Below are 19,693 nucleotides of genomic sequence, written 5' to 3' on the forward strand. Positions count from 1 at the left end.
TGCTCACCTCGGCTGCCTTCCCGGTGACCGAGGTTTTTCCTGCCCCCGTCGAGTACGAGGCTCCCCGCTCCGTCCAGGGGCAGCTCTACGAGGGGGCTCCGGACTTCCTCGCCGGGCTGCTCTTCCACCGCACGACGGCGTCCGCCGTCACCGCAGCCGACGCGCCCCTGGCGGCCGCCTCGCTCGCCGTGGCCGCGCCCGTGACCGCCGCGCCTGCCGCCCCGACGCTCGACTCGGTCCCGGCCGCCGCCGCGGCATCGGACACGGCCCCGGCCATCGATCCCGCCTCGGTGCTGCGGGCCCGGTCGTCCGCCTCCTCCTCGTCCGCGTCCGTGCCGTCGTCCGTGCTGATCCGCGACGCCGCCCGCGGTGCCCGGGGCGCCCAGGCGTTCGACACCTCCGTGCTCGCCGGGCTGAAGGGGCACGCGTTGCTGGGCAGCGTCGGGATGCTGTCCACCGCGCAGCTCGAGGCGTTCGTGACCGAGCACCCGCAGAAGGTGCGCGACCTCATCCGCACCCCGCCGGCGGGCTCTCAGGTCGCCAGCTGGTGGAAGAACCTCCCGCCCGCTCAGAAGCGCACGCTCGTGGCGGGCGCCCCCGAGATCGTCGGCAACCTCGAGGGCGTGCCGATCCCGGTGCGTGACGGCGCCAACCGCAGGTACCTGGAGGAGACGAAGGACGCCATCTTGGAGCGGCTCGACCGCGGTGTCGGCCGCGGTGTGCAGCAGACCCTCCTGCGCGACCTGCGGATGCTCGGGCAGATCGAGGCGGCACTGGGCGAGCGCAACGCCATGCCCGACCGCTCCCTGCTGACGCTGGACACGAAGTACCCCGGTCGTGCGGCCATCGCGCTCGGCGACCTCGCCACGGCCGACTACGTGACGTTCGTCGTGCCCGGCATGTTCTACTCCGTCACCGCGCACATGCGGGACTGGACGGACGCCGCGGCCCGCATCTACGACGAGCAGGCCGGCTTCCAGGGGCTGTTCCAGGAGAACCACACCGTCGCGACGGTCGCCTGGATCGGCTACCAGGCGCCGCACCTGATGAACATCGGCACTCTCGACCTCGCCAGGCAGGGCGCGGACTACCTGTCCAACGCGGTCGACGGGGTGCGGACCATCCAGGACACGGACCCGTTCGTCTCCGTCATCGCGCACTCGTACGGCACGACCACGACGCTCCTCGCGCTCTCCGACGGGAGCACCCGGGTCGACGCTCTCGGCCTGGTGGGCTCCCCGGGCAGTGCCGCACAGAGCGTCGACGAGCTCGACGTGCCCGCCCGCAATGTTTACGTGGGCGAGGCCGGGATGGACCCGATCGTGGACAGCGCGTTCTTCGGCAGCGACCCCGGCGCCGCCTCCTTCGGAGCGCAGAAGATGAGCGTCGCGGGATCCGTCGACCGGCTCACCAGCGAGGTGCTGAACCCGTCGCGCGGCCACAACGACTACTTCACGCCCGGCTCCGAGGCCATGCGCAACATGGCCCTGATCGGCATCGACAAGGGCCGGTGGGTCACGGACGGCACCCCGGACGACGCGGAGAAAACCCTCGCACTCGCGCGCTGACATACCGCATCGGCCCGGGAACCCCTCACACTCGAGCGGTGATACATTGACTCCCCATTCCGCGTGCGGATCGAGGGCCATGAACGTTCGCCTGATTGTCGCGCCAGCCGTCATCGTCGTAGCTGGCGCACTCTGCGGGTGCTCCGCGTCCGACGGGCTGACCGCCGAGGAGTCGCGCGACCGGTTCCACGCCGCCCTCGACTCGACGCAGGAGGCCCTCGGCGGCGCCTGGGAGGTGCAGGACGACGGCACGCCCCGGGGATGCGGCCTGCCGCTCTGGCAGGAGGGGGAGTCCTACGCGGGCCTGCGGGTCGGCCCGATGCCGGACGACGTGTCGGCTGCCGTGAGCACCGCGCGGAACGTCCTCCGGGATCAGGGCTACGACACGGCCGTCGGCGGCGTGGGAGACGTGACGGAGGTACGCGCCCGCGGAACCGGCACCGAGGTCATCATCTTCCGCATCACGGACGACGGCATGACCCTGCAGGGCGAGAGCGACTGCCGCCCGGGCTGATCGCGGCGTCGCCGAGCTTGGCCGCGCGTCCCCCAGCGCGACCGCGGCCGGCGCTCGGCGGGACGGGGCACGGAGGGCGCCACCCTACAATTGACCGGTACCCCCAGACCCTTCTCGAGACGGAGTCGCATGTCCGAAATCAGCGCGGAGCAGGTGGCGCACCTCGCCCACCTCGCCCGCATCGAGCTCAGCCCCGAGGAGATCGAGAGCCTCACCGCCGAACTGGGATCCATCGTCGACAACGTCGCGAAGGTGACCGAGGTCGCGACGCCCGACGTGCCGGCCACGAGCCACCCGATCCCGCTCGTCAACGTGTTCCGCCCTGACGTCGTGGGGGAGACGCTCACGCAGGAGCAGGCGCTCCGCGGGGCGCCGGAGCACGCCGAGGGCCGATTCAAGGTCTCCGCCATCCTCGGCGAAGAGCAGTAGGGACGAGCATGACCACCGCGAACGATCTGATCCATCTTCCCGCCGCCGACCTTGCCGAGCGCCTGTCCTCGGGCGAGGTCTCCTCGGTGGAGGCGACCCAGGCCCACCTCGACCGCATCGCGGCCGTCGACGGAGACGTCCACGCCTACCTGCATGTCGCCGGGGACGCCGCCCTCGAGCGCGCCGCCGAGATCGACCGCCTGCGCGCCGAGGGCGACGCCGGGCTCGGCCCGCTCGCCGGCGTGCCCGTGGCGATCAAGGACGTGCTCTGCACGCTCGACATGCCCTCGACGGCCGGTTCCCGCATCCTCGAGGGCTGGGTGCCGCCCTACGACGCGACCGTCGTGCGGAAGCTGCGCGAGGCGCACCTGATCCCGCTCGGCAAGACCAACATGGACGAGTTCGCGATGGGCTCCTCCACCGAGCACTCGGCCTACGGCCCCACCCGCAACCCGTGGGACCTCGACCGCATCCCCGGCGGCTCGGGCGGGGGATCCGCGGCCGCGGTCGCCGCGTTCGAGGCGCCCTTCGCGCTCGGCTCCGACACCGGCGGGTCGATTCGTCAGCCCGCGGCCGTCACCGGCTCGGTCGGCGTGAAGCCGACCTACGGCGGGGTCAGCCGCTACGGCGCCATCGCGCTCGCGTCCTCGCTCGACCAGGTCGGCCCGGTGTCGCGCACGGTGCTCGACTCCGCGCTGCTGCACGACGTGATCGGCGGGCACGACCCGCGCGACTCCACGTCCATCCCCGACGTCTGGCCCTCCATGGCGGACGCGGCACGGGCCGGGCGCCGCGACGGCGCACTGAAGGGCATGCGCATCGGCGTGGTGAAGCAGCTGAACGGCGAGGGCTTCCAGGCCGGCGTCACCCAGCGCTTCACCGAGGCGCTCACCCTGCTCGAGGGCGCCGGCGCCGAGATCGTCGAGATCGACGCGCCGAACTTCGAGTACGCGATCGCCGCGTACTACCTGATCCTCCCCGCGGAGGCGTCGAGCAACCTCGCCAAGTTCGACTCCGTGCGCTTCGGACTGCGGGTGAACCCGCCCGGCGGCGGAACGGTGGAGCAGGTCATGTCGGCCACCCGCGAGGCCGGCTTCGGCCCCGAGGTCAAGCGCCGCATCATCCTGGGCACCTACGCGCTCAGCGCCGGCTACTACGACGCGTACTACGGCAGCGCGCAGAAGGTGCGCACGCTCATCCAGCGCGACTTCGACGCCGCGTTCGGCCGCGTCGATGTGCTGGTGACGCCGTCGGCGCCCACCACGGCGTTCCGCCTCGGCGAGAAGCTCGACGACCCGCTGGCCATGTACCTGAACGACCTCACCACCATTCCAGCCAACCTCGCGGGCGTGCCCGGCATCGGCCTGCCGATCGGCCTCGCGCCGGAGGACGGGCTGCCCGTCGGCATCCAGTTCATGGCGCCGGCCCGGGCGGACGCGCGTCTCTACACGGTCGGCGCCGCGCTCGAGCAGATCCTCGAGGACCGCTGGGGCGGATCCCTTCTCTCGCAGGCTCCCGAGCTTGCCGTCGCGACCGCAGGAGGCACGAACTGATGGCCAAGCCAGAACTGATGGACTTCGATAAGGCCCTCGAGCTGTACGAGCCGGTGCTCGGCTTCGAGGTGCACGTCGAGCTCAACACCGCGACGAAGATGTTCTCGGACGCGCCGAACTACTTCGGCGGCGAGCCGAACACCAACATCACGCCCGTCGACCTCGGCCTCCCGGGCTCGCTGCCGGTCGTGAACGAGCAGGCGGTGCGCTACTCGATCAGCCTCGGTCTCGCGCTCGGCTGCTCCATCGCGGAGTCGAGCCGCTTCGCGCGGAAGAACTACTTCTACCCTGACCTGGCGAAGAACTACCAGATCAGCCAGTACGACGAGCCGATCGCCTACCGCGGCTCGGTCGACGTCGAGCTCGAGGACGGCCGGTCGTTCACGATCCCGATCGAGCGCGCGCACATGGAGGAGGACGCGGGCAAGCTCACGCACGTGGGCGGCTCGACGGGCCGCATCCAGGGCGCGGAGTACTCGCTCGTCGACTACAACCGCGCGGGCGTGCCCCTCGTGGAGATCGTCACCGACATCATCTACGGCGCCGACCGCGACGCACCGGAGCTCGCCAAGGCGTACGTGTCGACGATCCGCGACATTGTGGTCTCCCTCGGCATCTCCGACGCCCGCATGGAGCGCGGCAACCTGCGCTGCGACGCGAACATCTCGTTGAGCCCGCGTGGATCCGGCATCCTCGGCACCCGCACGGAGACGAAGAACGTGAACTCGCTGCGCTCGGTCGAGCGCGCGATCCGCTACGAGATCCAGCGCCAGGCGGCCATCCTCTCGGCCGGCGGCACGATCACGCAGGAGACGCGGCACTGGCACGAGGACACCGGCCGTACGTCCGCGGGTCGTCCGAAGAGCGATGCGGACGACTACCGCTACTTCCCCGAGCCGGACCTGCTGCCCGTGCAGCCGAGCGCGGAGCTGATCGAAGAGCTGCGGGCGGCCCTGCCGGAGGCGCCCGCGCTGCGCCGCCGCCGGCTGAAGGGCGAGTGGGGCTTCACCGACCTGGAGTTCCGCGACGTGGTCAACTCGGGGCTGCTCAACGAGCTGGCCGAGACGGTCGCGGCCGGAGCCGCGCCACAGGCGGCGCGCAAGTGGTGGACCGGCGAGATCGCCCGGCTCGCGAACGCCGCGGGGGTCGACTCCTCCTCGCTCGTGACGCCGCAGCAGGTGGCCGAGCTGATCGAGCTGATCGAGGCCGGCACGCTTACCGACCGGCTTGCGCGCCAGGTGCTCGAGGGCGTCATCGCCGGCGAGGGTACGCCCGCCGAGGTCGTGGACAAGCGGGGCCTCGCCGTCGTCTCGGACGACACTGCCCTGCTCGCCGCCATCGACGAGGCCCTTGCGGCCCAGCCGGACGTGCTCGCGAAGATCCGCGACGGCAAGGTGCAGGCCGCGGGTGCGGTCATCGGCGCGGTCATGAAGGCGATGCGCGGTCAGGCGGATGCCGCCCGCGTCCGCGAGCTGGTCCTGGAGCGCGCGAAGTAGGACGAGATGCGGTGCGGTGCCGCGGCGCGGTGCCTCCTCTGTGAGGGGGTGCCGCGCCGCCTCCGCACCGGCCCATACGGTCCCTGAGCCCGTCGAAGGGACGCAACGCGACGGGCTTCGGCGGTGCCCCACACGGTCCCTGAGCCTGTCGAAGGGACGCGCGTAGCCCGCCTCGTACGCCGCTCGATACGGTCCCTGAGCTTGTCGAAGGGACGCGCGTAGCTCGCCCGCCGGAGTTCTCCACACCCCCCACAACCCCGACACCCGTGGCGGAGGCGATGTCGGTGGTTCCTGGTTTGATGTCGGCATGGAAACACCGACGTTCCCACAAGAATCAACCCCACCACCGACCGAGGCAGAGACCTTCGCCGCGATGATCGACGCGGTGAGGATGTTCGAAGGCTTTTCGCGCTGGGCCGTCGCGTGCCGCGCGGAGGCGATCGACCGCGCACGACTGTGGACGGAAGCGACCGATCTCTCCGTTCCCACCACCGGCGGGCCGCGCTGGTCACCGAGGGTGGCCGGGAACAGGGTTCTGGTGACCGAGCTCGCCTGCGCGCTCCGCATCTCGGAGCGCGCTGCGGAGAACCTCGTCGCCGAGAGCCAGGCGCTCGTCCACGACCTCCCGGCGACCCGGAAGGCGCTGCAGGACGGTCGCATCGGCTACCGACACGCCCAAGTGTTGATCGACCACACGAACACGCTCCCGCCCGCGGGAGTGGCGGCGGTCGAGGAGGCGGTCCTGCCCAGGGCGGAGAGCCTGACCGTGCCGAAGCTCGACCGAGCTACCCGCGACCTGCGCGAGCGCCTCCACCCCGAGTCGATCACCGAGCGGCACACGAAGTCCGTCGCGGACCGGCATGTGGAGACCTGCCCGGCGAACGACGGCATGGCGTACCTGAACGCCTTCCTTCCCGCGCCGGAAGTGACGGGCATCGTGAACCGGCTGCGCGACATCGCCGAACAGCTCAAGGGTGAGCCGGGGGAGGAGAGAACGAGAACGCAGCTGATGGCGGACGCGTTCACCGACCTGCTCCTCGACGGCACCACGATCGCAGCGAACGCGTCCGACTCCACGGCGACGGGCGTGGCGGTGGAGGACCGTTCGACCCCGCGCATCGACGCGCCTATCGGGGGCGGCATCCGCCCGCGCGTGCTCGTGACGGTGCCGGTGCTCACTCTGCTCGGCCGCTCCGAGGAGCCGGGGACGCTCGAGGGGTATGGTCCGATCGACGCGGACACCGCGAGAAGGATCGCGGCGCGGGCGCCGAGCTTCACCCGCATCCTCACGCACCCCGAGACCGGTGCCGTGCTCTCGGTCGGGCGTGATCGGTACGCGGTACCGAAGGACCTGCGGACGTGGTTGCGGGTCCGGGACGAGACGTGCCGCTTCCCGGGCTGCAACCGGAGTGCCGCCGGGGCAGACGTGGATCACGTGACGGACTGGCAGTACGGCGGCGGCACCGACTACGGCAACCTCGTACATCTGTGCAGGCCGCATCACCGGGTGAAGCACCACACCGCATGGTCGTCGAGGTCCGCCAGCGGCGGAAGGGTGCGCTGGCTCTCCCCGAGCGGTCACGAGTACGAGACCCAGCCAGCGACGCAGGTCCACCCGTCCGCGCACAAGCGGCTGCAGGTGCAGGGGAGTGCGACACCGATCCCGGACGACCCTCCGTTCTAGCGCCGGCCACCCGGCTAGGCGAGGAAGGTCACGTCGCTTCGACAGGCTCAGCGACCGTGGGGCCACTCCCGCGCGCCCGGCACCACCACCACACGATCCCTGAGCCTGTCGAAGGGACGCAAGCGAGGCGTCTCGGGCCCATGGCCACCACACCGTCCCTGAGCCTGTCGAAGGGGCGTTGCCCGTGCTCGTGGTGCCTGCACTTCCGCAGTGACACCCTCCGTGCCGCCGTTGCTGCGGGGTCGGTGAGGGTTCCCGGAGAGCGGAGGCAGGGGCAGAGGGGGCTGCATAGAGTGGGCAACGTCAGCGATGGGAAGGAACGCATCATGGGCTTCTTGGACAGGATTCTTGGTCGGCCGGAACAGCCGGAGAACGAGCCGCCGCGGCGGTATGGCGCCGGGCTGGGCGCCAGCACCGGATCGCGTGCGGGTGCGAGTGCGGGGCGCAGCGAGGACGAGGTCGCCGTCGAGCGCTACCGCTACCTGTTGCGCACGGCGCCGCCCGAGACGATCGAGCAGGTGCACCTCGAGGCCTTCTCGAAGCTGAGCCCGGAGCAGCGGACGCTGCTGTTCGAGCAGCTGAAGGCCAACGCGCCCGAGGGTGAGCAGCCCGCGGACGACCAGGCCGCGACGCTCGCGCGCTCCGCGACCCGCTCCGAGATGCGCCAGCCCGGTACCCTCGAGCGCTCCTACCAGGGCGGCCAGGGCGGCCAGGGCGGCCGTGGCGGAATGGGCGGCGGCATGGGCGGCGGCATGGGGATGGGCGGCATGTTCGCCGGATCCCTCCTCGGCACGGTGGCTGGCGTCGTCGTCGGCTCCGCCCTCGCGCAGGCCTTCCTGCCCGACTCCTTCTCGGACACCGGTGCAGACGGGGCGGACGGCGGGGACGCTTCCGCCGACGGCGGGGACGCTGCCGCCGCAGACGGCGGCGGAGACACCGGCAGCGACTTCGGTGGCGGCGACGACTTCAGTGGCGGCGGAGACTTCGGTGGCGGCGGCGACTTCGGCGGCGGCGGCGACTTCGGCGGCTTCTAGCGCATCACCCACAACGACGATGACGCCGGCGCGAATCGCGCCGGCGTCATCGTTTCGTCCGGGGGGACGCTGTGGGATCAGTCCTCGAGGAACTCGTGCGCCGCCAGCTTGCGCAGGTGAGCGATCGTCTTGAGCTCCACCTGACGGATCCGCTCGCGTGTTACGCCGTGCAGGAGGCCGATCTGCTCGTAGGTCTTCGTCTGGCCGTCGACCAGGCCGAAGCGCATCGTGATGATCTCGCGCTCACGCGTGGGCAGCGATGCCACGAGCGATGCCACATGCTCGTTCATCATCGTGACGGAGACGGCGTCGAGCGGCTGCTCGGTGTCGGTGTCCTCGATGATGTCGCCGAACTCGCCGTCGCCCTCGTCGCCGAGAGCGGAGTGCAGGGAGAGCGGGTCGCGGCCGCGGTCGCGGAGGTCCTTGACCTTCTCGACAGGGAGGTCGACCTCCTTGGCCACCTCCTCGATCGTGGCGTCGCGGCCGAGCTCCATGCGCAGCTCCCGCTCCATGCGCGCGATCTTGTTGATCAGCTCGACCGTGTGCACCGGGATGCGGATCGTGCGGGACTGATCAGCCAGCGCCCGGGCGATGGCCTGGCGGATCCACCAGGAGCCGTAGGTCGAGAACTTGAACCCGGTGGTGAAGTCGAACTTCTCGACCGCGCGGACCAGGCCCATGTTGCCCTCCTGAATCAGATCCATGAAGAGCATGCCGCGGCCGGTGTAGCGCTTGGCGATGCTGACGACCAGGCGCAGGTTCGCGCTGACCAGGTTCTCCTTCGCGACCGCGCCGTCGTGGGCGAGCCACTTCAGGTCCCGGCGCAGCTGGTCGTCGAGATCGGTCTCGGTGTCGAGCTTCTCCTGCGCGAACACGCCGACCTCGATCCGCTTCGCGAGCGAGACCTCCTCCTCGGCCGTCAGCAGCGGCACCTTCGACAGCTGCCGCAGATAGTCCTTCACCGGGTCGGTCGAAGCGCCGACGATCCCTTCGGCGCGCGACTCGATCTCGTCGTCCTCGTTGAGAGCGATCCGCAGCGCTGCGTTCTCGTTGGTGGTCTTGATGCGTGCAGGTGCGTCTTCGATGAGCGTCATCGTTCTGTCCTTCCTCGTAACCCCAGATGTCCGAGCCAGCGACCCCCACCCCGTTGTGCGGCACACCCCCCGCTTGGGGGAGGGCGTGTCACCCTTTTGGGGGGTCACTAAGGTGAGCATAGCGTTATTTATAACGCTCGTCATGTTAATTACCCGAGAGCGGGACATGAACGCAATATGACGCAACTACTGAGGAATTCCGCCGCACTACTGAGTGGGGACAGTCCGATCGGATTGCCGGAAGCCCGGGTACCGACCGAATCGGCCGACGTTGCTTCGGAGCCGCCGGGGTCGGGCAGCGGGGGCCTCAGGGTGAACGAGGGTCACCCGATCGAGCGGCGCTGCTCAGACGCCCGCGGCCCCCCGGGAGCCGTTCAGTCCGCCGAGGATCTGCTCGCGCACCTTGCGGCGCAGCACCTTGCCGATGAGCGACCGCGGCAGCTCGTCGACGACGACGATGCGGCGCGGCACCTTGTACGCGCCGAGGCTGCTGCGGGCGTAGGCGCGGAGCTCTCCCTCGTCGAAGCGGGCGCCGGCCGCGAGCACGACCGCGGCGGCCACCTCCTCGTCCCCGCCCTCGCGGGGGATGCCGACGACGGAGACGTCCTCGACCCCCTCGTGGCCGCGCAGGGCATCCTCGACCTCGGTCGGCGACACGTTGAAGCCGCCGGTGATGATGAGCTCCTTGATCCGGTCGACGATGCGGATGAAGCCGTCCTCGTCCATGGTCACGATGTCCCCCGTACGGAACCAGCCACCGTCGAGGAGCACGGCGGCCGTCTCGTCCGGCTTGCCGTGGTATCCGGAGAAGACCTGGGGGCCGCGCACCACGAGCTCGCCCGCCTCGCCGATCGGGCGATCCCTGCTCGGATCGTCGGGGTCGACGACGCGCACCTCGGTGCTCGGCAGCGGCAGGCCTACGGTGCCGGCGCGCCGGGTGTCGCCCACGGGGTTCGCCATCAGCACCGGGGAGCACTCGGACAGGCCGTATCCCTCGACGAGGTAGCCGCCCGTCTGCTCCTCCCACGGCACGACCACGGACTCGGGCAGGGCCATGGCCCCGGAGATCGCGATATCGATGCCGCGCAGGGAGATCTTGCGCGAGTCGGCCGCGCGCTGCAGCTTCGCGTAGATGGGCGGCACGGCGGGCAGGAACGTGGGCGGGTGGCGCTGCACGACTTTCAGCACGAGGTCGGCGTCGAACTTGGGGAACAGCACGAGCCGCGAGCCCATGCTCATCGCGAAGGTGAGGCAGAGCGTCAGGCCGTAGGCGTGGAACATGGGCAGCACCGCGTAGACGACGGAGGTCCCGCGCGCGATCGTGGGCACCCACGCCCTGGCCTGTGCCGCGTTCGCGTTCAGGTTGGCGTGGCTGAGCATCGCGCCCTTGGGCGAGCCCGTCGTGCCGCTCGTGTACTGGATGACGGCGACGTCCTCGGCCTGGGGCCGCGGATGCTTCGGGTCGATGGCCGGGGTCGCGGCGATTGCGGACCAGTCCGTCGCGCCTCGGGCCGGGGCGGTGAGGGCCGCGCGCGACTCGCGCGCCCGCTTCACCGGCAGCCTCAGCGCGAGCCGGGTGCGAAGGCCCATGGCCCTCGTGACGTCGACGGAGATGATCGTGGTGGGCCGCAGCTCGTCGGGGAAGCCCTGCAGGGTGTCGCACACCTTGTCCCAGGCGATGGCGACCTTCGCGCCGTGATCCTCGAACTGGTGCCGCAGCTCACGCGGCGTGTACAGCGGGTTGTGCTCGACCACCGTCGCGCCGAGGCGCAGGACCGCGTAGAAGGCGACGACGTGCTGGGGGCAGTTCGGCAGCACGAGCGCCACGGTGTCGCCGTGCCGGACGCCCGCCCGCCGCAGCCCCTCCGCGGCGCGCGCGATCTGATCGAGCAGTTGCGCGTAGGTCGTCGTGGCGCCGAAGAACTCGAGCGCCACGTTGCCGGGGAAGCGGTTCGCCGACTCCTCGACGAGATCCACGAGGGACCCCTCCGGAACGACGACGTCGTGCGGAACGTTCGGGGCATAGCTGGACAGCCATGGGCGCGGTGTGTCGATGGTCACGAAAACACTCTATGGTTCCCCCGCGAACGGGCCCCTCAGGCGGCGGGGGCGGCGAGGGACCGGGGACGGAACCGGCCGCGGAAGCCAGTGAGCGGGGACGAAGGAGGTGTCGATTCCAGACGCCACGAGGCCCGGAAAGGGCAGCCTTCCCTCGCTAGACAGGGCTCCGGACCGGTGCTTGGCTGGCCGAATGAGCGAGCGGACGGACACGGTGGCCATTCCCGATCGAGCGGCGCTCGAGCCGCACGCGGCGAGCAGCGCGAGCCGGTTGAACTGGCTCCGCGCGGGCGTGCTGGGGGCGAACGACGGCATCGTGTCCGTGGCCGCGATCGTCGTCGGCGTGGCAGGCGCGACGTCCGCCGTCGCCCCCATCCTCACGGCCGGTCTCGCCGGTCTGGTCGGCGGTGCGATCTCCATGGCGCTCGGCGAGTACGTCTCGGTCAGCAGTCAGCGGGACAGCCAGCGCGCCAGCATCGCCCAGGAGCGCCGCGAGCTCGCCGAGGACCCCGAGGGCGAGCTGCGCGAGCTCACCGAGCTGTACCGAGCCCGCGGTCTCTCGCCGAGCACGGCGGAGGCCGTGGCCCGCGAGCTCAGCGAGAAGGACGCTCTGGCCGCGCACCTCTCCGCGGAGCTCAGCATCCACGAGGAGGACGTGGTGAGCCCGTGGCACGCCGCGCTCGCGTCCGCCGTCGCGTTCACCATCGGCGCGCTGCTGCCGTTCGCCGCGATCCTGCTGTCACCGGTGGAGGTGCGGGTTCCGGTCACGTTCGTCGCCGTGCTGCTCGCGCTGGCGTTCACGGGGGCGACGGCCGCACGCATCGGCGGCGCCCCGGCGACACGTGCCACCCTCCGCGTGGTCCTCGGCGGGGCGCTGGCGCTCGCCGCGACCTTCGCCATCGGCACCCTGCTCGGCACGAGCGGCGTGGTCTAGGTGGCATCCCCTCCGGCTGGAGCGGATTCGCTCTTCGCGGCCCCGTGGGGTCCGGGGCGGTTCCGGGTCTAGCCTGGTTGCACCCGACCGAAGGAGCCCCCCATGGCTGTCCTCAACCGTCCCCGCCGCGGCCGCATCATCGCCGGCGTCTGCGCCGGCCTCGCCCAGAGGCTGGGCTGGAGCCCGTTCCTCGTGCGCCTGATCTTCGTGATCTCGTGCGTGCTGCCCGGGCCGCAGATCCTCATCTACATCGCGCTCTGGATCCTCATGCCGTCGGACGACCGCCCGGTCCGCTACTAGGGCGCGCGGCTCCGGCCCGGACGGGGGAGCGGAACCCGATCACCCCTCGGACGCGAGGATCCGCTCCCGCACCGCGCGGCGCAGCACCTTGCCGATGAGCGTTGTCGGCAGCTCGTCGAGCAGCACGACGCGGCGGGGCACCTTGTAGGCGGTGAGCTGGCTCCGGCAGTGCGCCCGCACGGCCTCGAGGTCGAGGGTGGCGCCGGGCTGGGGCACGACCGCGGCGACGACGTCCTCGCCGCCCCCGGCGCGCGGGATGCCGACGACCGCCGCCTCCTTCACCCCCGGGAAGCTGCGGAGCGCCTCCTCGACCTCCGACGGCGCCACATTGAAGCCGCCGGTGATGATCAGCTCCTTGATGCGGTCCACGACCGTCACGAAGCCGTCCTCGTCCATGGTCACGATGTCGCCGGTGCGGAACCAGCCGTCGGCCAGCAGCACCTCCGCGGACTCGTCCGGCTTGCGCCAGTAGCCGGAGAAGACCTGGGGGCCGCGCAGCAGCAGCTCCCCGGGCTCGCCGATCGGGCGGTCCTGCGTCGGGTCCTCGGGATCGACGACGCGCGCGTCCGTGCTCGGGAAGGGTACGCCCACCGTGCCGGGCTTCCTGCTCGGGCCGATCGGGTTGCCGAGCGCGACCGGCGACGTCTCGGTGAGGCCGTAGCCCTCGACGAGGTAGCCGCCCGTGGCCTCCTCCCACCGCTCGACGGTGGCGATCGGGAGGTTCATGGCGCCGGAGATCGCGAACCGCGCGCTCGACAGGTCCACGCCGCGCTCGGCGGCCGTGCGGACGAGGCGGTCGTAGATGGGCGGGACGGCGGGCAGGAACGTCGGCGGGTGGCGCTTCGCGGCCGCGAGCACGAGGTCGACGTCGAACTTGGGGAACAGCACGAGCCGGGCGCCGATGCTCATGGCGAAGGTCAGGCACAGGGTGAGCCCGTACGCGTGGAACATCGGCAGCACGCCGTAGACGGTCTCCCGTCCCTCGACGAGACCGGGCACCCAGGCCCTGCCCTGCAAGGCGTTGACGCGGAGGTTGAGGTGGGTGAGCACGGCGCCCTTGGGCAGGCCGGTCGTTCCGCTCGTGTACTGCAGCAGCGCGGGATCTGTGACGCTGGGGCGCGGCACGGACGACCGGATGCGCGGCGCGTCGATCAGGTCGGCCCAGCGCGTCGCGCCCGTGACCTTCGCGGTGAGCGCGCGCCGGGTGGCGCGGATGCGGGGGAGCGGCAGGCGCAGGGCGGCCCGCTTGACGAACGGCATCGCGCTGGTCAGGTCGACGGAGACGATGTGCTCGAACGCGATGTCCGCGGGCATGCCCTGCAGCTCGCCGACCACGCGGTCCCAGGCGATGGCGACCCGGGCGCCGTGATCCTCGAACTGGTGCCGCAGCTCCCGCGGCGTGTAGAGCGGGTTGTGCTCGATCACGATGGCGCCGAGCCGCAGCACCGCGTAGAAGGCCACCACGTGCTGCGGGCAGTTGGGCAGCACGAGGGCGACGCGATCTCCCGCCGAGACCCCGAGCCGGCGCAGGCCCTCTGCGGCGCGCTCGATTTGCTCGCCCAGCTCGCCGTACGTCGTCTCCGCCCCGAAGAACTCGAGGGCGACCTTGCGCCGGAACCGGTCGACCGACTCCTCGATCAGGTCCACGAGGGATCCCGTGGGGATGTCGACGGTCTCGGGAACGCTGTCGGCGTAGCTGGACAACCAGGGCCGGGGACGGTCGGTGCTCACCCGGAGATCCTATTGAGGTTTCCCCTCACGCTGCCCGGCGCGGAGCACGGGCACGCGCTCGGCCGGTCGTCCCGCGGTGCAGCGCGGCACCCGGCGGCCGGCAACCCGGGTGGCACCTGTGAGCACGACGCACGCCGGTCCTCCCGCCCGTAGAGTCGACGGGCTCCATCGCGCACGAAAGAGGGACCATGACCGTAGAGCTCGTTCCCGTCGATGAGCGGATGCTCGAGCGGCTCATCGTGGTCGCCGTGACCGAGGCCGCCGCGGACGACGTCGTCCCGCCGCTCGACGACGCGGGCGGCTGGAACGAGAACCGACTCGTCTGGCTCCGGCAGTACCACCGCGACTGCCGCGCGGGGCTCGACGGCCCCGCCGGTCAGGCCACCTTCGCCGTGCTCGACGACGGCCACGTCGTGGGCTCCGTGCGGCTCGCGCTCACCGCAGACCCGCGCGAGCTGGAGACCGGCATGTGGCTCGCGCGCTCGGCCCGCGGCCGGGGCATCGGCGCCGAGGCGCTGAGCGCGGTCGCCGAGATCGCGCGCTCACGGGCGGATGCGGTGGTGCTGTGGCTGACGGAGGACCAGGAGGACGCCCGCCGGGAGCTGGAGCGCGTGGGCGCGGACCTCGGCCGCCCCGACGCCGACGGCATCCTGCGGGCGACCCTCAGGGTGGCGTCCTAGCCTCACGGCGCTCGCGCCCGCCGGTCTTCGCCGCACCCGTTAGTCGGCTGCCTGACCCGCACGCGCTCGCCTGCACACGCACCGCGTCCCTCCCGGCGGCTCCGCCACGGGGCTGAGACACTGGCGGGATGACCGACGCCGCCCCGACCCCGCGCACGCCGAACGACGATTCCGAGGTGACCGAGCTCGCGAGGCGGCTCATCTCCATCGACTCGGTCAACCCCGACCTGGTGCCGGGCGCTGCCGGGGAGACCGAGATCGCCGACTTCTGCGCCGGCTGGCTGTCCGACCGGGGCTTCGAGGTCACCCGCCTGGAGGCTACCCCCGGACGGCCGTCGATCGTCGGGAGACGATCCGGAACCGGCGGCGGCCGCACGATCCTGCTGAACGGGCACCTCGACACCGTCGGGGTGTCCGGCTACGAGGGGGATCCCTTCGGCGCCTCGATCGAGGACGGCCTCCTGTGCGGGCGCGGCGCGTTCGACATGAAGGGCGGCCTCGCCGCCCTGCTCGTCGCCGCGGCCCGGGCGGCCGGCGCGCGGCTGCGCGGCGACGTGCTCGTCGCGCTGGTCGCCGACGAGGAGTTCGGCAGCATCGGCACGGAGGAGGTGCTGTCCGCGTTCACGGCGGACGGGGCGATCATCGCCGAGCCGAGCAACCTGGAGGTCACGCTCGCCCACCGCGGATTCGCCTGGTTCGAGGTCGAGTTCACCGGGAAGGCCGCGCACGGCTCCATGCCGGAGCAGGGGGTGGACGCGATCGCCCACGCGGCGCGTTTCCTCGCCTCGGTCGGGGTGCTCGCCGAACGGCTCCGCAGCGGAGATCCGCACCCGATCCTCGGCCACGGGTCCGTGCGGGTCTCCACGATCGCCGGCGGCGTCGACGCGGCCACCGTCGCGCCCTCCTGCCGGCTCACGGTCGAGCGCCGCACGCTGCCGGGGGAGACAGCCGACGGCGTGGAGGCGGGGCTCCGTGCGCTGCTCGACGAGCTCGTGGAGGCCGATCCCGCCGTCGCCTACCGGCTCACCCGGCTCGTCGCGCGCGCGGCGTTCGAAGCGCCGCTGACCTCCCCGCTCGTCGAGATCGTCCTCGCCGAGACCGAGCGCGCCCTCGGCCGTCCCGCGGTCACCCGCGGCGAGCCGTTCTGGACGGATGCCGGGCTCTTCGCTGAGGCGGGCATCCCGACCCTGCTCGTCGGGGTGGACGGCGTCGGGGCCCACGCGACGCGCGAGGTGACCACCGTGGAGTCTCTCGCGCGGCTCGCGGCGCTGCTCGAGGGCAGTGTCCGGGAGTTCTGCCGCTGACGGGTGCAGACGCCTGCTCTCAGCGCGGGATGCGGTGCAGCGTCACCCGGCTCAGGTCGCCGTCGGTGACCGTCGCGGTGAGGTAGGTGCAGTGCGGCTGGCGCCGCCGGTCCGTGGGGGAGCCGGGGTTCAGCAGCCGCATCCCCTTCGGCGTGACGGTGTCCCAGGGGATGTGGCTGTGACCGAACACGAGCACGTCGACGTCGTCGAACGCCTCGTCCATGCGCCTCTCGCGCCCCGTCGCGGCCCCGGTCTCGTGCACGACGGCGAACCGGAGGCCGCCGATCCGTGCCCGGGCGACCTCCGGCATCCGGGCCCGCAGGTCCGGCCCGTCGTTGTTGCCCCAGCAGGCGATCAGCCGGGCCGAACGGGCCTCCAGGCGGTCGAATGTCTCCAGGTCGACCCAGTCGCCGGCGTGGAACACGACGTCGGCGGCGTCGACCGCGCTCCAGAGCTCCGGCGGCAGGTCCTTCGCGCGCTTGGGGAGGTGCGTGTCGGACATCAGCAGCAGTTCGGTCATCCTGCGCAGGCTACTCGGCGTTTCCTCCCGCTCGGTAGTCTCGGCGGGTGGCTTTCCTTCTCCGCGCCCTGACCGCCGATGACGCCCCCCAGATCACGGGGCTCAACAACGCGGCGGTGCCTGCCGTGCCCGAGATGACCGAGGAGGACCTCGACGCGCTGCGGGAGATGGCGGACGTCGCGCTCGCCGTGATCGACGAGGAGCGACCGCAGCAGGTGCTCGGCTTCGTGCTCGCGATGCACCCGGGCTCGCCCTACGACAGCGAGAACTACCGCTGGTTCGAGGAGCGGGGCGGCAACGGCCTATACGTCGACCGCATCGTGGTCGACGGCGCGGTGCGCGGCCGGGGACTCGGCCAGGTGCTCTACGCGAGCGTGTTCGGCGCCGCCGAGGCGGAGGGCCGGTCCGAGGTCACCTGCGAGGTGAACGTCGAGCCGCCGAACCCCGGATCGCTGGCCTTCCACTCCCGGCTCGGCTTCGCCGAGGTGGGCAGGCAGGCGACCAAGGGCGGCACGGTCGTGGTCGCGCTGCTGGCCGCGCCCCTGCCCCAGGCGCGCCGCGAGCTCGCCGGCGACTAGGACGCACCCTCGGAGCGGCCGGTGGCGCCCCGTGCGCCTCAGCCGCGGTGCGCCCCGCGGGAGAGCGCGGACGGCCACCAGATGCGCCGGTCGAGGTCGTAGGCGAGCGCCGGCACGAGGAGCGAGCGCACGACGAGCGTGTCGAGAAGCACGCCGAAGGCCACGATGAAGGCGATCTGCGCGAGGAACAGGATGGGGATGACGCCGAGCGCGGCGAACGTCGCAGCGAGCACGATCCCGGCGGACGTGATGACCCCACCGGTCGCGCTCAGGCCGTGCAGGACGCCGGCGCGCGTTCCCCGCGCGATGCTCTCCTCGCGGACCCGCGTCATGAGGAAGATGTTGTAGTCGACGCCGAGCGCGACGAGGAACACGAACGCGAACAGCGGCACCGAGGGGTCCGCGCCCGGGAAGCCGAAGACGCCGTCGAAGACCAGGGCCGAGACCCCGAGGGCGGCGGCGAAGGACACCGTGACGCTCAGGATCAGCAGCACCGGGGCGATGACGCTGCGCAGCAGGAGCATGAGGATCACGAGGATCACGGCGAGCACGATCGGGATGATCAGCGTGCGGTCGTGGATGCTCGTCTCGTTGGTGTCGAGTGCGGTAGCCGTCACGCCGCCGACCAGGGCGCCCGGGTCGACCTCCCGCACGGCCGTGCGGAGCTCGCGCACGGTCCGCTCCGCCTCCTCGGAGTCCGCCGCCGAGGTGAGCGTCGCCTGCAGCAGCACGCGGCCCCCCGACTCGGTGGGCGCCGCGCCGGGGACGATGCCCGCCGGGGCGCCGGTTCCGACGGGGAGGGTGCCGCTCGGGCTGTCGGCCGAGGCTGCGACCACGGAGTCGATCCCGTCCACCCCCGCGGCGGCGTCGGCCAGCGCATCGACGTCGTCGGCTGACCCGACGATGACCGCCGGGCTGCCGGTGCCGCCCGGGAAGTGCTCACCCAGCTCATTCTGGCCGTCCCGCGCCTCCGACGTGCCGAGCACGAGGTCGCTCTGCGGCACGCCGTTTGCGCGGAGCCCGAGCAGCCCCGCCGACATCAGGAGCAGCAGGATTGTGGACAGCACCCACACCGGGCGCGAGTGCCGTGTGATGAGCCGCGAGACCGCGGGCCAGATGCCCCGGCCGTTCGTGCCCGCGCTCGCGGGATGGGTGCTGCCGAAGGCCGGCCGGAGCGGCCAGAACGCGCCGCGGCGGAACACGTAGAGCAGGGCGGGCAGCAGGGTGAGGGCGCCGAGCACGCTGAAGGCGATGCCGATGGCGGCCACCGGCCCGAGCGCCTTGTTCGAGTTGAGGTCGCTGAGCAGCAGGCAGAGCAGGCCCGCGATCACCGTGCCACCGCTCGCGACGATGGGCTCGACGCTGCCGCGCAGGGCCGCCCGCGTCGCGTCCCACGGCTTCTCGTGATCGCGCAGCGCCTCACGGAAGCGCGACGTGTAGAGCAGCGCGTAGTCGGTCGCGGCGCCGATGACAAGGATGAACAGGATGCCCTGCACCTGCCCGTTGATCGTCACGACGTCCGCGTAGGCCAGCCACCACACCGCGAGGATGCTCGCGGACAGGGAGAAGATGGCGGTCCCGAGCACGAGGAACGGGAGCAGCGGCGAGCGGTAGACGAGCAGCAGGATGACGAACACCGCCGCGAGGGCGACGCCGAGCAGCAGTCCGTCGATGCCCGCGAACGCCGCGGTCAGGTCCGCCGTGAAGCCGGCGGGCCCGGTGACGAAGGTGTCCAGTCCCTCGGGTGCCCCGTCGGCGAGTGCCTCGCGGAGGTCCCCCACGGCCTCGTCCACCTCGGCGGAGCCGTCCAGCTGCGCGATGATCTCGACGGCTTTGCCGTCCTCGCTCGGGATGGCGGGACTCGTGCCCTCGACAGACTCGAGCTCGGCCAGCCGGGGTACGAGGTCCTCGACGTAGGCGCGATCCTCGTCCGTGAGTCCGCCGTCGCGGGTCACCAGGAGGATGCCGGGGGCGCCCTCGGACTCGCTGAAGTCGCCGACGAGGCCCTGCACCTGCGTCGCCTCGGAGCTCGCGGGCAGGAAGCTGGTCTGATCGTTCGTGGAGACCTCGCTGATCCGGCCGAAGTACGGGCCACCCACTGCGCCGACGCCCAGCCACACCAGGATCAGGACGACGGGGAGCAGGATGCGGATGGCGCGAGGGGGCATGACTCGACCGTATCAAATTAGTCAGCAGGCTGACTAATTTGCCTCATC

17 protein-coding genes are annotated in these 19,693 nt (G+C 71.7%); 12 read left to right on the top strand and 5 right to left on the bottom strand.

Annotated elements, in window-relative coordinates; translation table 11 throughout:
• The first annotated feature begins 23 nt into the window (after nucleotides 1–23).
• The 7 genes from DAI20_RS08430 (at nucleotide 24) to DAI20_RS08460 (ending at nucleotide 8,278) form a co-directional block, all read left to right on the top strand.
• Entirely contained in the window at nucleotides 24–1,568 is a 1,545-nt protein-coding gene (locus DAI20_RS08430) for an alpha/beta hydrolase (protein ID WP_108250130.1), read from the top strand.
• Between the two features lie 79 nt (nucleotides 1,569–1,647).
• A complete protein-coding gene (locus DAI20_RS08435) occupies nucleotides 1,648–2,082 on the top strand; it encodes a hypothetical protein (protein ID WP_108250131.1) in 435 nt (144 codons plus the stop codon).
• 129 nt (nucleotides 2,083–2,211) lie between these two features.
• Nucleotides 2,212–2,511 (top strand): Asp-tRNA(Asn)/Glu-tRNA(Gln) amidotransferase subunit GatC, encoded by a 300-nt coding sequence (gatC, locus tag DAI20_RS08440; protein ID WP_108250132.1) that lies wholly within the window; start codon nucleotides 2,212–2,214, stop codon nucleotides 2,509–2,511.
• A gap of 8 nt (nucleotides 2,512–2,519) precedes the next feature.
• Nucleotides 2,520–4,064 carry an Asp-tRNA(Asn)/Glu-tRNA(Gln) amidotransferase subunit GatA gene (gene gatA, locus DAI20_RS08445; protein WP_108250133.1) on the top strand — a complete coding sequence of 515 codons (1,545 nt, stop codon included), beginning with the start codon at nucleotides 2,520–2,522 and terminating at the stop codon, nucleotides 4,062–4,064.
• Nucleotides 4,064–5,560, top strand: coding sequence for an Asp-tRNA(Asn)/Glu-tRNA(Gln) amidotransferase subunit GatB (gatB, locus tag DAI20_RS08450; protein ID WP_108250134.1), 1,497 nt, complete (start codon nucleotides 4,064–4,066; stop codon nucleotides 5,558–5,560). Before gatA ends, gatB begins: the two co-directional genes overlap by 1 nt.
• Nucleotides 5,561–5,867: 307 nt before the next feature.
• A complete protein-coding gene (locus tag DAI20_RS08455) occupies nucleotides 5,868–7,244 on the top strand; it encodes an HNH endonuclease signature motif containing protein (protein WP_108250135.1) in 1,377 nt (458 codons plus the stop codon).
• Between the two features lie 326 nt (nucleotides 7,245–7,570).
• A complete protein-coding gene (locus tag DAI20_RS08460; RefSeq protein ID WP_108250136.1) occupies nucleotides 7,571–8,278 on the top strand; it encodes a hypothetical protein in 708 nt (235 codons plus the stop codon).
• A 77-nt stretch (nucleotides 8,279–8,355) separates the two neighbouring features.
• Here DAI20_RS08460 and DAI20_RS08465 read toward each other — a convergent pair whose 3' ends face one another.
• On the bottom strand, nucleotides 8,356–9,372 hold the full coding sequence (locus DAI20_RS08465) for an RNA polymerase sigma factor (protein WP_168927681.1): 1,017 nt from the start codon (nucleotides 9,370–9,372) through the stop codon (nucleotides 8,356–8,358).
• Nucleotides 9,373–9,717: 345 nt separating this feature from the next.
• Nucleotides 9,718–11,433, bottom strand: coding sequence for a long-chain-fatty-acid--CoA ligase (locus DAI20_RS08470; protein WP_108250138.1), 1,716 nt, complete (start codon nucleotides 11,431–11,433; stop codon nucleotides 9,718–9,720).
• A 190-nt stretch (nucleotides 11,434–11,623) separates the two neighbouring features.
• Here DAI20_RS08470 and DAI20_RS08475 point away from each other — a divergent pair, with 190 nt between their 5' ends.
• Complete coding sequence (locus tag DAI20_RS08475; RefSeq protein WP_108250139.1) at nucleotides 11,624–12,364, top strand: VIT1/CCC1 transporter family protein; 741 nt, start codon at nucleotides 11,624–11,626, stop codon at nucleotides 12,362–12,364.
• A 102-nt stretch (nucleotides 12,365–12,466) separates the two neighbouring features.
• Nucleotides 12,467–12,664 carry a PspC domain-containing protein gene (locus DAI20_RS08480; RefSeq protein ID WP_108250140.1) on the top strand — a complete coding sequence of 66 codons (198 nt, stop codon included), beginning with the start codon at nucleotides 12,467–12,469 and terminating at the stop codon, nucleotides 12,662–12,664.
• A 39-nt stretch (nucleotides 12,665–12,703) separates the two neighbouring features.
• Here the strand turns inward: DAI20_RS08480 and DAI20_RS08485 are convergent, their stop codons facing one another.
• Nucleotides 12,704–14,395 (bottom strand): long-chain-fatty-acid--CoA ligase, encoded by a 1,692-nt coding sequence (locus tag DAI20_RS08485; protein ID WP_108250141.1) that lies wholly within the window; start codon nucleotides 14,393–14,395, stop codon nucleotides 12,704–12,706.
• Between the two features lie 188 nt (nucleotides 14,396–14,583).
• Here DAI20_RS08485 and DAI20_RS08490 point away from each other — a divergent pair, with 188 nt between their 5' ends.
• Both DAI20_RS08490 and DAI20_RS08495 read left to right on the top strand, forming a co-directional pair.
• Nucleotides 14,584–15,075, top strand: a complete 492-nt coding sequence (locus tag DAI20_RS08490) for a GNAT family N-acetyltransferase (RefSeq protein WP_108250142.1) — start codon at nucleotides 14,584–14,586, stop codon at nucleotides 15,073–15,075.
• A 128-nt stretch (nucleotides 15,076–15,203) separates the two neighbouring features.
• Nucleotides 15,204–16,379, top strand: coding sequence for an ArgE/DapE family deacylase (locus DAI20_RS08495; RefSeq protein WP_108250143.1), 1,176 nt, complete (start codon nucleotides 15,204–15,206; stop codon nucleotides 16,377–16,379).
• A 19-nt stretch (nucleotides 16,380–16,398) separates the two neighbouring features.
• Here DAI20_RS08495 and DAI20_RS08500 read toward each other — a convergent pair whose 3' ends face one another.
• Nucleotides 16,399–16,899, bottom strand: coding sequence for a metallophosphoesterase family protein (locus tag DAI20_RS08500; protein ID WP_108250144.1), 501 nt, complete (start codon nucleotides 16,897–16,899; stop codon nucleotides 16,399–16,401).
• Nucleotides 16,900–16,946: 47 nt separating this feature from the next.
• Here DAI20_RS08500 and DAI20_RS08505 point away from each other — a divergent pair, with 47 nt between their 5' ends.
• Nucleotides 16,947–17,477 (top strand): GNAT family N-acetyltransferase, encoded by a 531-nt coding sequence (locus DAI20_RS08505; protein ID WP_240605977.1) that lies wholly within the window; start codon nucleotides 16,947–16,949, stop codon nucleotides 17,475–17,477.
• Nucleotides 17,478–17,515: 38 nt separating this feature from the next.
• Here the strand turns inward: DAI20_RS08505 and DAI20_RS08510 are convergent, their stop codons facing one another.
• Entirely contained in the window at nucleotides 17,516–19,645 is a 2,130-nt protein-coding gene (locus DAI20_RS08510; protein ID WP_108250145.1) for an MMPL family transporter, read from the bottom strand.
• Nucleotides 19,646–19,693: the final 48 nt, after the last annotated feature.

The organism is Planctomonas deserti (genome assembly GCF_003067705.1).
GTDB lineage: Bacteria > Actinomycetota > Actinomycetes > Actinomycetales > Microbacteriaceae > Planctomonas > Planctomonas deserti.